Here is a 13,591-nt window from a genome sequence, read left to right as displayed (position 1 = left end):
ATTTATGTCTTTAAAAGTGCAGGTAAACTGTTTATAGAATCGATAATTAAATCAGCCTCTTGCTTGGCACTTTCATCAAAGCTTTGACCTGAACGCACTAAAACGCGAGTAGTGATCCCTGCTTTTTTCGCAGCCTGCATATCACTGAGTTTATCGCCCACCATTATACTGCAAGCAGGGTCGATGTTATGCTCTTGTATGCCTTGCAATAACATCCCTGGCGCAGGCTTTCTGCAACTGCACTCTTTCAAATATTCAGGGTGCGCTTTTTTAGGGTGATGAGGGCAAAAGTACACATCGGCAACTTCAATACTGTGATCGCTAAATTGGGTTTTCATCCAATCAGTTAGTGCTAAAAAATCAGTTTCGGTGTAATAACCTCGGCCAATTCCAGATTGATTAGTGACGATTATGATTTTATAGCCCGCATCATAAAATGCTTTACAAGTACTAAAAACACCTTCAATAAATTCAAATTTATCGCTTTGATACACATAACCATGGTCAACATTTACTACGCCATCTCGGTCTAAAAAAAGTGCTTTATTTTTTTTTTGTGCATTCATTACAAAGACTCTTTTTGTACAACATGATCAAACATCGCTTTTACGTCATCAACTGTAATTTGGCTCATTAAATCATCGCCTTTTACGCGCGTACCCCACGGCACTTGCTCAGCTGTTTTACCAGTTTGCTTAAGCAAATTTTGATGATAAACCTCTACCACGTAGTCTTGGTATAAGTAAGGACCTGTGCGTGCTGGGTTTGAATGTGCGTATAAACCAATAACCGGCGTACCAACCGTTACCGCCATATGTGCAGGACCCGTATCGGGCGCAAGCACTAAGCTGCCACGCTTTAACACGCACAACAACTCTTTGAGTTTCGTTTTACCCACTAAATTTAAAATAGGTGTTTTACTATACTCAACAATACTATTTGCTAGGTTAATTTCAAGTTCTGTTGGCCCCCCCGTCAATACCACCTTAAAGCCTTGCTCATTTGCATAATCAGCCAATGCTGCATAACGATCAGCGAGCCAATTGCGCTGTGCTTTACTTGCTGCTGGCGATATTACTAACAGTTTATTAGTTAGGTACTCTGGTGTTAGTAGTTCATCAGCAACCGCTTGGTCTTGCTCTGTATATGGCATGTCCCAACTCGGTTTATAATCAGCTACACCAATGGCTTTTGCAAAACCTTTAAAGCCTTCAAGCACATGCGCCTGAGCTTCTGGGGCTATTCGTTTATTAATAAACAAGCTGTGCAATTCTTTTGAACGCGCCCAATCAAACCCTATTTTTACTTTTGCAGGAATACAACGCGCTACAAACCCAGCCCTTAATGCAACTTGCATATTAAGTAGTACATCAAACTGTTGATCTTTAAAGCGTTGCTTTAAGCTTTTAAGTGCTGCTTTACCTTGTTTTTTATCAAATACCACCAGCTCAACACCCGGTAAGTCGGCAAGTAACATCGCTTCTATTTTACCAATAACCCACGTGATTTTTGCATTTGGGTGTGCTTTTTGAATGGCTTGTACAGCACTCACACCATGACATACGTCACCAATGGCTGAAAGTCTTAATATACAAATAGATGAATAGTTAGGAGCTTGAGTCACACATTCCCTTAGGTATTAAATACAAAAGCCGATCTTAAATTATAATCACGCTATTGCAAGCACTTATCCTCAGCTTTAAAACGCGCTAATATAGGCACATTATTTAGCAATTACGCAGAGCTATGTTTAAACAACACGTGCAAGGCAATCACACTGTATTAAGCCACCCTAAATACACGAGCCAAATTACCCTCGATTGGTTTGATGCAAATTATTGGCAACAACAAAATAAAATTGTGGGCGCTAAAAAAGGTCGAGCAACTGCGTGGTTTTTTAAGCAAGACGAATTAACAGCCGTACTTAGGCATTATTGGCGCGGTGGCTTAGTAGGTAAATTGCTAAGCGATCAGTATTTATACCCAGGACTTGAACAAACCCGTGTGTATAAAGAGTTTAGCTTAATGAGTAAACTTATAGAGCTTGGTTTAAACGTACCAACCCCTATTGCAGCTAAAGTAACTCGCAGCGGATTAATTTATCGTGGTGATATTATTACCGAGGCTGTTAAAGGCGCGAAAAGTGTACTCGACATATTAATTGAACGCTCATTGACTGAAGATGAGTTAGAGGGCATAGCTAGAACAATCGCGCTATTTCATTCAAAAGGTGTGTATCACGCCGATTTAAACATTAATAACATTTTGTTTGATGATACTGGTGATGTGTATATTATCGACTTTGATAGAGGTGAAATAAAAATGCCTAATGTGCAGTGGCAACAAAGTAATATGGCACGTCTTGAGCGCTCATTTTTAAAAGAACAAGGTCGAAACGAGTCATTTAATTGGCAAGCGACTGACTGGCAAACTCTGCACAGCAACTACTTCAAAGCGCTCGCCAATATCAGTTAACCTAATATAAGTTAACTTAGTTAGCCAATGCTAAATACTGCAGAGCAACCTGCTCTGCCTGTACTTGTTTTAGAATATCTGCATTTTCTACATTTGGCTTATCTGCTAGCACCTGCTTAACGGCATTGGCTAATGCCTCACTTTGCTGAACGGGTACTAAATATTTACTTAGCTCGCCTGTTAATATCTCGCTTGGTCCAAATGTACAATTAGTGCTAACTACCGGAGTACCCACCGCTAAAGCCTCAATTAATACCGTTGGAAGTCCTTCAAAATCAGAACTCAACACTAAAGCTTTGGCATGCTTAATCCAGTTGTACGGGTTTTGTTGAAATCCTGGCACTACTAACTGTTTTTCTATGCCGTATTGCTGTGCAAGCTTTATCGCTTTTGCAGGTTTATTACATAAAAGTACTAACTTGTATTTTTTATCAAGCTTTGCAAATGCTGCAAATAATATATCGTGGCGTTTTTGTTTGGCGAGTCTTCCTACATGAATTAAGTAGGGCTCATTTGGGATATTGTTATTTTGCTCATTTGCTTGTTGTTTTATTTTTTCAAAATCGAACGGGTTATAAATAGTCGCAATTGCACTTGGGTTAATAAAATCCCCTTGTGTTATTTCTTTTTCAACCCCCTTTGATACGCAAATAAGTGATTTACCATTTAAATTTTTCTTACTCTTTTTAAGATATAAGTATGAAAATGGACCTAACTTTTTTTGACGTGCAAGTTCTGCATTAACTGAGTTGTGAATAACAAAATGAACATTTTGGATATTACTACGCGCGAGCAAGTTATTACTTCTATCAAGATTAGAAAGCACTAAATCAATATTGCCCAGCTCGCTTTGTTTTTTTTCAAACCAAGTTTGTAGTGTTAAAATGCTATTTTTACGCTGCCAAAATCGATCTACTTTTGATGCCCTATGTGCGAATAAACTCTCCACGTTAAGTACTTCAGGGATATTATATTCAATAGAGTTAGCAAGAGACAAAATAGTGATTCTGTGCTGTAACTTGGCCATTTCCTCAGCAAGGGTAAGCATTACTTTTTCAGCACCACCACCCACTAGGGAATCAATTACAATCACTATATTCATTAGCGATCCCCTATAAGCATATTTTTTATGCCATTAGTGATCACATCGAAGCTATGTGTATTATCAAGTTGGCTATATTTAGCAACGAATTCATTATAGAAAGGCTCGCTAATAACCTGAGCTATTTTCGTAGTGATTTCATCAATATCAAGATTTGCTTTTATGACAACACCTGCATTAACACAATGATCCAAACGTGTATTTTGATCTTTTGAGATAGCACATGCCACAACGGGGGTTTGAACTGCAATTGCTTGCAGTAAAGTATCTCCACCGCTAAGTAATGCGATTTTAGCTTGGCTCATTAATGCCAAAAAATCAGTGCTTTGCAAGCTTGTTAAACAAATTAGCTCATCACTTTTGGGAATGATTTTATTATAATTTGGACCAAAAACAACAACGCCTTTTAAGCCTGTGAGTTTAGTTATTTTAAGTGCAGCTTCAAAATATACATCAGCGCAGTTTAGATTATTTACACTATGGCCGCCTGAGCCAGCATTTACAATAAAATAGCCTTCAGGTACTAAGTTATAGCGATTTAAAACATCACGTTTTTGCGCGCAAGAGGCAAATGTAACAAAAGGACCTACATTTCGAGGATGTGCCAAGGGAAACATGTCTAACTTCGTACTTTCAGCCCATGTAAGTGGCTCAATACAATAATCAGGCTGTACAACCCAATGTGTATCAATTAAATTAATTCTGTTAAGTTTTAAGCCTTTAGCACGTTTTTTTGCATGCTGAGAAATGAATATAACTTTAGCGCCTACCTTTTTAGCCGCCTTCATATGCCCTGCACGTCCTGCACAATCAAAAACAACGACATCAGGTTTAAATTGCTCTATAAACTCGCAAACAAAATCAAGCTCTTTAGTCGCTGAGTGTTCGAGTAGTGTGGCTTCAAAAGGACAATCTTTTGCATAGCTTGTATGCTTATTTAATATAAAGTGAATATCGAGAGAATCTGCAAGTTCTGCCTTTAAACTTTGAGCCAACAACAACGAGCGCATATATTCACCAATGCCTTCTGGTGATGATACTGGAATAAATAAAAGTCGTTTGTTGCTCATTGCATTCTCAATGTCCTATTTGAGCTCCAGTATATCAATCAGATACTTATTACGATAGACAGGTTACATTTTAATATATTAAATTAACTCTATAAATTTGATTATTTACTGCAATAGCAGACTTAGATTGATAAACTTAGCCGCAATCTTAATCACAAGGATCTGAACTTTGCGAAACAGAATTTTTCTACTTTCTACTCTTTTTTGCGCTATGAGCGCATCAGTTAATGCTGAGCCATGGGTAAAACCCGATGATTATGGTCTAAGAGCTGATATTCAACAATTAGCTGATGCCGGTGTTATTTTAGCTCCTGTAACTACCTATCCGCTTATGTGGAAAAGTTTTATAAGCGATGTGGAAAGTATGCCGCTGGAGCAATTATCTCCAAGCTTACAAGATGCTTTACTTCGCGTTAAACATCGATATAAATCAGAAAATAATAGCTCACATAGTCTTCAATTATCAGCTTTTGCAGCCACAGATCCAATCATAGCAACAAGCTTTGGTGCAACAAATACTCAAGAAACAGAGCTTTCTGCAGCTTACGCTTATTTAGGCGATAACTTTGCAGCTAAAGTAGCTATAAATTATAGAAAAGACGGTAAAAAGTGTTTAGTTGATGGAAAAACGACTGACGATATAGTTACCAACGAGCAAGCTTTAACCGATTGTAACGATACCTCACTTGATGATAGTTACTTAGCTTACCGTTTAGGTAACTGGATTTTTAGAGCCGGTGCTGTTGAACAATTTTGGGGACCTGGTGTTGATAACAGCTTAATTATGTCAGGTAATGCGAAACCTTTACCTGCACTAAGTGTTACCAGAGAAAAAAGTACTGCTTTCGAGACACCATGGCTGAGCTGGATTGGTCAATGGAGCTTTACTGCACAAATGGCTAAACTTGAGTCTACGCGTGTTATACCTGATGCTTTACTGTGGAGTACTCGTGTTAATTTTCGCCCTATTCAACAGTTAGAAATTGCACTTAGCTGGTCTGCACAATGGGCTGGCGATGGACAACCTAGCTCTGCGGGTGATTTTATTGATGTTATAACTGGCCAAACAACTTGCACAGATGGTAATGACAGCTGTGACAGTCAATTTGAGTCAAAAATAGGTAATCAACTGGCTGGTATTGATATGCGCTGGTCTGATACCTTGTTAACACACCCATATGCAATCTACATTAGCACTATAGGTGAAGACGCAAGCTCTCAATTTAAGCCTTCCGACAGAGCATATCTTTTTGGTATTCAAACAACACAACGCATATACGCTCAGAACATATTAGTAAATGTTGAATATATAGATACTGGTGTTTCATGCCAAGCTGAATCAAAAGTTGAAAATTGTTACTATGAGCATGATGATAAGTTGTCGGCTTATAGATCAGGCTACCGATACCATGGTCGTACAATTGGCTCAACCTACGATAACGATGCACAATCAGTCGTTTTAACTCTGCTAGGTCAGTTATCTAATGGAAACGATTGGCAGGTAAAATTACGTAGTGTTGATTACAACAGCGATAACAGGGACCTTTACCCTAACAACCCAGATTTAGGCAATTCTATTACTAAAACAGGGTTTAACTCTAAGCAATTAGAACTGCGTTACAGAATGCTTTCTATGGGAGGACGCGTCACTTTAGGTGCTTTTGCGTCTAACAACGACGGCGCTGAAAACGATACTTCTGCATTTGCTAAGTACGAATATAACTTTTAATAAAGTAACGTATTAAAAGTAAGAAAGGGATGAAAACAGTGTTTTCATCCCTTTTTTGTATTTTTTAAGCAAACTAAATCAGTAATTACTGTTTAATTTTACTAATTACTTTTGACGTTGAGCATCCATCTAAAAATTCAAGCACTTCAACTTTTCCACCATGGCGAAGCACATGCTCAGCACCCGCTATTTGCTCTACGGTGTAGTCGCCGCCTTTAACTAAAATATCAGGGCTTATTTGCTCAATTAATTTAGCGGGAGTATCGTTTTCATCTAAGCTACCAAACGGAATAACCCAATCAACTGATGAAAGTGCACTAAGTACCATTGCACGCTCATCTAGCGGATTTATTGGACGATCTGCCCCTTTTAAACGCGTAATAGATTCATCATTATTTAATCCAACAACGAGTCTATCGCCTCGCGCTTTAGCTTGCGCTAAATAACGTACATGCCCTGCGTGTAAAATATCAAAGCAGCCATTGGTAAATACAATGGTTTCGCCGTTTTGTTTTGCAAATTCAATATGCTGAAGTACATCATCAAATGGTGTTTGGTAATGCTCGCCGGTAGTATGTAAATACTGACCAAGTTTACGACTTAACTCTTCTGGCGAAACTGTAGCTGCACCAAATTTACTAACCGCTATACCTGCTGCTAAGTTAGCAATTTCGACAGCATCTTTAGGTTCCATGCCCGCACCAAGCATAACGGCTAATGTAGCTATAACCGTATCACCGGCTCCAGTCACATCACTTACTTCAAGTTCTTGTGCTGCAAAATCAAACTTTTCATCTGCACTAATAAGCGACATACCTTGCTCAGAACGCGTAAGCAACATGGCTTTAATGCCATTTTTGCTAATTAAATCACGTGCACTTGCAGCTAAAGCTTCTTCTGAATCGGTTTGACCACCCGCTAACTTAAACTCATGTAAATTAGGCGTAATGTAATCAGCACCTTCATATAAATGTAAATCTGGCGATTTAGGGTCGATTAAAACCGTTTTTCCGGCGCCCTTAGCAAGGCTTACCATCTCTTTAATTAAGCTTAAAGATCCTTTGCTGTAATCAGAAAACACAATAAAGTCGTATTCATCAAGTACCAACTCTAAGCGGTTTAATAAAAGTTGGCTATGTTGCTCGGTAAATGTTTCTTCTAAATCAAGACGAACTAGTTGTTGGTGACGACTAATAACGCGCATTTTAGAAATAGTCGGTAAATCACATACACTGACTAATTGTGAGCTTATTTTTTCACCTTTTAGAATAGTCTCTAAAATCTGCCCGCTTTCGTCTTCACCAATTAAGCCCAGTAAGCCGACTTTTGCATCTAACCGCGCTATATTTTTTGCAACGTTAGCTGCACCGCCCGCTTTGTCTTCAAATTTACTTACTTTAACAACAGGTACTGGCGCTTCTGGCGAAATACGTCCTGTGTCGCCATACCAATAACGGTCTAGCATTACGTCGCCAACAACTAATATACGTGCTGCCGATAAATTTTTTAATAACGATAAATCCATTACTGCTGCTCCGCAACAACCATATCCATGGCTTCACATAACCAGTGACCTATAAACATGTGAGCTTCTTGAATACGTGCTGTTTCATCATTTTTTATAATGATAGGTAACTTAGCAATATCTTTTACTTTACCGCCATCACGCCCAGTTAATGCCACTGTAAAAGCACCTAGTTTATTTGCGGCTTCTAACGCTAAATTAATATTATTACTAGTACCTGATGTGGTTAAACCAATCACTAAGTCTTCTGGTTTACATAGCGCTTGAACTTGACGTTCAAACACCGTATCAAAGTGATAATCGTTGCTGTGTGCTGTTAAAATTGATGTGTCGGTGGTCAATGCCATAGAGGCAAGCGGACCACGCTCTAATTTATAACGCACTACAAATTCTGCTGCTAAATGCTGTGCATCGGCTGCACTACCGCCGTTACCAAACCATACAATCTTGCCACCAGCTTGTAATGCACTATGACATGCTTCTAACAGTTGCATAGATTCTTGATGATAAGCTTCCATCGTTTCAAATAATGCTTGATGACGGTTTAATGTTTCAACGTAGCTAGTTGCCACTGAATCGATAATTGACATGAAAAATTCCTCTAGGAACTGAAATAGCAGGGAAAAATTAAATCCATTATTCCATAATTTTATTTAATTGTGTGCATTTTATCGGGTTATAACTGAACCCAGACCATATTTTATTACGAGTATGTTTAGAAAACGGATATTTCACGGTAAACTAACGCCACTTCCCTTTACGAAAGATCAGTATGGCACGCATTTTTTACTCTCTAGCATTAATTTTTATTAGCCCACTGATTGTATTTTATCTCTATATTTTACGAGGTAAAAAAAACCAAGGCTATCGTGCACACTTTAAAGAGCGCTTTGGGTTTGTCAGTAAGTCTTTATTTACGACTAAAACCAAACCTTTAGTTTTTCATTGTGCTTCTGTTGGTGAGGTACTTGCCGCAACGCCGCTTATTAAAGCACTGCAAAAAGCGCATCCAAATTTAAATATTCTTATAACCTGTAATACCCCAACAGGCAGAGAGCAAATACTTAACCAGTTTAAAAATACTGTGGCGTGTAGCTACTTACCAATCGATTTTCCGTTTGCTACAGCCCGATTTTTAAAGCGTATAAAGCCACAAGCATTATGTATTTTAGAAACCGAGCTATGGCCAAATTTAATGGCGATAAGTCACAAAAAAAATATACCGGTACTTGTCATCAATGCAAGACTCTCTGAAAAGTCGCAGCAAGGCTATCAAAAGGTCGCTAAATTAACGCATATTATTATGCGCTCAATTACAGTACTTGCGAGTCATAACAAGGCAGATGCGGAGCGTTTTATAGAGCTTGGTCTCGAAACTTCAAAAAGCCATGTAACAGGCTCTATAAAATTTGATATAACACCAAGTGACGAGCAATTAGCCAAAGTACTTAATCTTAAACAGCTTTATAGCAGTAATAAACACAGCAATAATGAGCATAATACTGACGAGCGTTTTATATGGGTGGCAGGCTCAACACATCCTTTAGAGCATGAGTTGGTACTTTCAGCCCATCAAGAGTTACTAAAAAAGCAACCTAATGCATTACTTATAATTGCTCCGCGCCATCCAGAACAATTTGATAAAGTGGCAGAATTTTTAACGCAAAGCCCACTTAGTTTTAGCCGCCGCAGCCAAAATAGCTATAGCAATGAGCAAGTCCTCCTTGCTGATACGCTTGGTGAACTACAGTGTTTGTATGGCGCTGCAAATATCAGCTTTATTGGCGGCAGCTTAATTCGCAGAGGTGGACATAACCCACTGGAATCAGCCGCGTTTTCAGTAGGTGTAATAACAGGTCCGCACACATACAATTTTGATCATGTTTATCCCGAGCTAATAAAACTTAAAGGCACTGTAGTGGTTGATAGCAACGACGAACTAGCAAAGCAGCTCATAACGTTTAGCCAAAACACAAAAGCGTGCCAAACCTTAGGTATTAAAGCTGCGCAATGCGTAGCTAAAAACCAAGGTGCAATACAAAAAACACTTACCATTATTAACCAATATTTAGAGCCAAAACCGTGACTAACATAGCTATAAGCCAAACCCGTGAATGGGTGTCATCTGTTATTGTTAAATATAACTTTTGCCCATTTGCTCGAAAAGAAGTAGAAAACAACTGTATTCATTACATAGTAAGCCCTGCAGCAACTATGGATGATGCCGTAATGGATATGCTTGAGCAATGTGTTGAGCTTGACCGCGAACCAGAGCGCGAAACAACCCTTATCATGTTTGACAACGGCTTTAGTGATTTTGAAGACTTTTTAGACTTGGTCGATTTAGCTAATGCACTTTTAGTCGCGCAGGGGTTTGAAGGGAAGTATCAAATTGCTAACTTTCATCCTGATTACGTATTTGCCGACAGCGATGAAACTGATGCCGCAAATTACACAAATAGAGCGCCCTTTCCTACTTTGCATTTAATTCGCGAAGCAAGTATGAGCGAAGCACTTGATAGTTATAACGAGCCTGAATCTATTCCAGAGCATAATATAAACCTAGCAAGGCGTAAGGGTATTGATTTTTGGCAGCAGTTACTCGAAGGCTGTAAAAAACCGAGCGCTTAAACGCTCGGTTTTATTTTGGTTCGTGCAAAACAAGACAATGACTTAGCCTTATTTTTTAACCCAGTTACCATTTACTTCAACGTAATGACCACTTTGGGTTTTTTCAATTGTTTTAGCGGCAGCAAGTGCTTCAACTTGTGAAAGCGACAAGTTATTCTTTTTAGCCAGCTTTAAGTACTGCGCTTTACGCTTTGCATTTATGTCATCAACAACTGCTTTTGCTTCTGCGTTTTGTACAACAAGCCCTAAATAACCAGAGCTATCTTCACCTACAAAACCTTGGTTTTTAGCATCATCAAGGCTAATAGCCCACGCAGAGAACGACATACATACTGCACTAACTAACGTAATAATATTTAATTTTTTCTTCGTATTCATGTTCTAGCTCCTTAAAATAACTCACTGTCGTCACTAAACAAACTGTCGAGTTCTTTATCTACTTTTACGCGAATTTCGTGATCGACCTTCACATTTAAATTAATCGTAATGGGCTCTTTAGCAGACACCTCAACTCGGTGTGTGCAGGCACTTAGTGCACTAATAACACCTAGCCCGAGCAGTACTTTTATCAATAACGACTGTCTCATTATTAGTTTCCTTTTTGTGAGTATTGTAGCTCAACTTTTTGTGTAATTTCGTCACTTAAACGCAGTGCGCGTAAAAGTGTAAATACGTTTTCTTCGTGGTTATAATTAAAGTTAACTTGCTGCTGCTCTTGTTTATTATAGCCTTGTAAATTAACCCCAAGCTTTAACCAGCCATCGTTTTTTAATGCCACACTGCTATTAAGTTTTTGAATATCTAAATTAGTTAATAGCCCTAATACAGGTTGCAACTCTTGCTGTTGCTGCATTACTGAATCAAACGCGGCATTATTGGTGATTTTTAAATTACCTGTTCCTTGGCTAAATAAACTACCGTCAATTATTTCAATTTTTCCACTATCAAAATGGACAGGTAAAGACCCCGCCAAGCACCCCGTTAATACAATGCCCGACTTATCGTCGAGTGTAACGAGTTTACTGGCATCAATATTTTCAAACTTAACATTAGCAACTTGGTTTGGCTTCCCTATTGTGTAGGTATCTAACGAAAATTCGCCACCAAACACACTTCCCTTTACATCATTTATAAGCGCGGTATTGTTACTAACTTGCCATTGCCCTTTAATCGCTTTAACTACGGCACCCGCTCTAAACTCATTTAAATTAAAGGTAGTTGGTTTTACATTAAGCTTACCTGAATTATATTCCCCGCTAAACACGCTATTTAAATCACTCGCAAGGTAATCGTTATACAGTGCACTTGTATGACTAATCCCCATATTGAACGATGCACTTTGTAAGTTTACATCGCCGTTAATATAGCCATTAAATTCGCCCTTAGTTAGCTGTGCAAGTGGCTCAAATTGACTAATAAACGCATTTAACGGCAGCGTACTTTGTTCAGGAATAATGACTTCAAACGGATGATCTTGCGATGATATATGATGATTTATAACTAACTCAACATCGTTTATAAACGCGTGATGAGTGGCTTTTAGTGCACGACTTTGCAAGCCTGTAGACTCTACTTTTATATTATTAAGTTTTATGTCAGGGCTATTAACAGTCTTTATATTTGTTTTTGCTGTTAGATCAGCAAATAACTCACCTACGCCTAAATTAGCATTTGCTGTTAATGTGTTACTTATATCTGTGACTTTAAATTCTTTATATTCCGCACTTTTTAATTGCTGCGTTAACGCTACCTCTGCGTTTAACTGTTTATCCATTTTTGCAGTTAAATCACCTTGATATTGCACTGCACTCATATCAAACGCATCTACACTATTAAGCGTTAATTTAGCATTTATAAGCCCAACTGGTTTTGAGTCTATAAACTCACTTATATTAAAGTGACCACTAAGGCTAAGCCCATTCGCTGTTGCAGGAACAAACTCAGGTAAGCTTTCAAGCATAACGGCATAATCGCCTTTAATCACAGCGCCAGATAACTGAGCATTAACGTTAATATTATTTATATCGGGTGTATTTATTTGAGCTGATAAATTTGTCTGTAAGTACTCAAATGGAGATGTAATATTTAGTGTTGTATCTGTTATTAAAAAATCAAATTGCTTATCGCCTTCACTCATCAAATTAATTACAGGTACACTGAGCTCACTACCCTCTAAGCGAATTGATTGAGGGAGTTTAAGTTGCCAATTTAAAGGAACTTGTTTGCTAACAAAGCCTGCGTATTCACTCGGTGGAATTAACTCAGCACAGCTTGGTGTTAGATTAATTTTGTTATTAAGCAAATCGGTATTAAACATTAGCACTTGGCTATTTAAATTAAAACGAGTCGCCAATTTGCCCGTAGTTAATACGTTAATCTGGCACTGCTGATTTGTATGAGAAAACTCATACGTGTGAGTAAACTGGGAGCTAATACCGCCATTTAACTCAAGTTCTATACCGTCAAAGCTAAATGCTTGCTGAGTATTAAAATTAGCATCTGCTATTGAGGTGTTTTTAGTGTTTATAACTTGCTTTAAAAGAGTGTCATTAATTTCAAGCTGGCCACTTACTTTATTAGCTGTCAAAATTGCACTCGCGTTTATATCACCCGTGACATCAAATTTATTTAGTTCGGGTTCTAATATGCTTATTTTAAGTGGCTTATTGAGCTCATCACTTTTTACTATAAGCTGTTTAATATTAATTAATGGGCGGGTTGAAGGCAGCGCTAAATCGAGATTTTTAGCAAGCTGATTAGCATTATCACTTTTAGGGAGTGGATTAACTGTTAGCACTGCATTTTCAATATCTATACGCTTTGTATTTGCAGTAATACCAGTGAGTTGTAACTGTTGATTTTGGTAATTTACACACACTTTATCAGCATGAATATTTAGTTCAGACGTAATTGAAAAATCGAGACAACTTAACGTAACGCCTGCTTTTTTAAGCTCAGGCGCTATAGCCCACTGTAATAAAGGTAAACGAAATACATAACCAAGCAGCAAGGTACTTAGCAATACAGCTCCAACAATTAAACCAACTCGCTTAAACATA

At 38.2% G+C, this 13,591-nt stretch carries 13 protein-coding genes; 4 read left to right on the top strand and 9 right to left on the bottom strand.

What is annotated here, in order from left to right:
• Positions 1-2: 2 nt before the first annotated feature.
• Together gmhB and L659_RS0118135 are read right to left on the bottom strand one after the other, a co-directional pair.
• The gene (gene gmhB / locus L659_RS0118140; protein ID WP_024591459.1) at positions 3-566 is read right to left on the bottom strand and encodes a D-glycero-beta-D-manno-heptose 1,7-bisphosphate 7-phosphatase; all 564 of its coding nucleotides are present in this window, start codon (positions 564-566) and stop codon (positions 3-5) included.
• Positions 566-1,624: a glycosyltransferase family 9 protein gene (locus L659_RS0118135; protein WP_024591458.1), complete on the bottom strand. Its 1,059-nt coding sequence runs from the start codon at positions 1,622-1,624 to the stop codon at positions 566-568. The genes gmhB and L659_RS0118135 overlap by 1 nt, the downstream gene beginning before the upstream one ends.
• Positions 1,625-1,746: 122 nt before the next feature.
• Here L659_RS0118135 and L659_RS0118130 point away from each other — a divergent pair, with 122 nt between their 5' ends.
• Positions 1,747-2,475: a 3-deoxy-D-manno-octulosonic acid kinase gene (locus tag L659_RS0118130; RefSeq protein ID WP_024591457.1), complete on the top strand. Its 729-nt coding sequence runs from the start codon at positions 1,747-1,749 to the stop codon at positions 2,473-2,475.
• 16 nt (positions 2,476-2,491) lie between these two features.
• Here the strand turns inward: L659_RS0118130 and L659_RS0118125 are convergent, their stop codons facing one another.
• Both L659_RS0118125 and L659_RS0118120 read right to left on the bottom strand, forming a co-directional pair.
• Complete coding sequence (locus L659_RS0118125) at positions 2,492-3,577, bottom strand: glycosyltransferase (RefSeq protein ID WP_024591456.1); 1,086 nt, start codon at positions 3,575-3,577, stop codon at positions 2,492-2,494.
• Positions 3,577-4,647, bottom strand: a complete 1,071-nt coding sequence (locus tag L659_RS0118120) for a hypothetical protein (RefSeq protein ID WP_024591455.1) — start codon at positions 4,645-4,647, stop codon at positions 3,577-3,579. The genes L659_RS0118125 and L659_RS0118120 overlap by 1 nt, the downstream gene beginning before the upstream one ends.
• A 211-nt stretch (positions 4,648-4,858) precedes the next feature.
• Here L659_RS0118120 and L659_RS0118115 point away from each other — a divergent pair, with 211 nt between their 5' ends.
• Positions 4,859-6,376 (top strand): capsule assembly Wzi family protein, encoded by a 1,518-nt coding sequence (locus L659_RS0118115; protein WP_081709170.1) that lies wholly within the window; start codon positions 4,859-4,861, stop codon positions 6,374-6,376.
• 85 nt (positions 6,377-6,461) lie between these two features.
• Here L659_RS0118115 and hldE read toward each other — a convergent pair whose 3' ends face one another.
• Positions 6,462-7,901 carry a bifunctional D-glycero-beta-D-manno-heptose-7-phosphate kinase/D-glycero-beta-D-manno-heptose 1-phosphate adenylyltransferase HldE gene (gene hldE, locus L659_RS0118110; protein WP_024591453.1) on the bottom strand — a complete coding sequence of 480 codons (1,440 nt, stop codon included), beginning with the start codon at positions 7,899-7,901 and terminating at the stop codon, positions 6,462-6,464.
• Positions 7,901-8,491 (bottom strand): SIS domain-containing protein, encoded by a 591-nt coding sequence (locus tag L659_RS0118105; protein ID WP_002961065.1) that lies wholly within the window; start codon positions 8,489-8,491, stop codon positions 7,901-7,903. Before L659_RS0118105 ends, hldE begins: the two co-directional genes overlap by 1 nt.
• A 182-nt stretch (positions 8,492-8,673) precedes the next feature.
• On the opposite strand from L659_RS0118105, the gene waaA reads away from it, so the two are divergent.
• Both waaA and L659_RS0118095 read left to right on the top strand, forming a co-directional pair.
• Positions 8,674-9,987 (top strand): lipid IV(A) 3-deoxy-D-manno-octulosonic acid transferase, encoded by a 1,314-nt coding sequence (gene waaA / locus L659_RS0118100; RefSeq protein WP_024591452.1) that lies wholly within the window; start codon positions 8,674-8,676, stop codon positions 9,985-9,987.
• Positions 9,984-10,532, top strand: coding sequence for a DUF1415 domain-containing protein (locus tag L659_RS0118095; RefSeq protein ID WP_024591451.1), 549 nt, complete (start codon positions 9,984-9,986; stop codon positions 10,530-10,532). Before waaA ends, L659_RS0118095 begins: the two co-directional genes overlap by 4 nt.
• 48 nt (positions 10,533-10,580) lie before the next feature.
• Here the strand turns inward: L659_RS0118095 and L659_RS0118090 are convergent, their stop codons facing one another.
• The 3 genes from L659_RS0118090 to L659_RS0118080 are packed head-to-tail and all read right to left on the bottom strand — an operon-like array spanning position 10,581 to position 13,590.
• Entirely contained in the window at positions 10,581-10,910 is a 330-nt protein-coding gene (locus L659_RS0118090) for a YdbL family protein (RefSeq protein WP_007584701.1), read from the bottom strand.
• 11 nt (positions 10,911-10,921) lie between these two features.
• Positions 10,922-11,119 carry a YnbE family lipoprotein gene (locus tag L659_RS0118085; RefSeq protein WP_024591450.1) on the bottom strand — a complete coding sequence of 66 codons (198 nt, stop codon included), beginning with the start codon at positions 11,117-11,119 and terminating at the stop codon, positions 10,922-10,924.
• Between the two features lie 2 nt (positions 11,120-11,121).
• Positions 11,122-13,590 (bottom strand): YdbH domain-containing protein, encoded by a 2,469-nt coding sequence (locus L659_RS0118080; RefSeq protein WP_024591449.1) that lies wholly within the window; start codon positions 13,588-13,590, stop codon positions 11,122-11,124.
• Position 13,591 lies beyond the last annotated feature (1 nt).

Source organism: Pseudoalteromonas sp. S8-8 (assembly GCF_000497875.1).
Taxonomy (GTDB): Bacteria; Pseudomonadota; Gammaproteobacteria; order Enterobacterales; family Alteromonadaceae; genus Pseudoalteromonas; species Pseudoalteromonas arctica.
The sequence above is the reverse complement of the archived record's forward strand: the minus strand, read 5'-3'. Positions and strand labels throughout refer to the sequence as shown.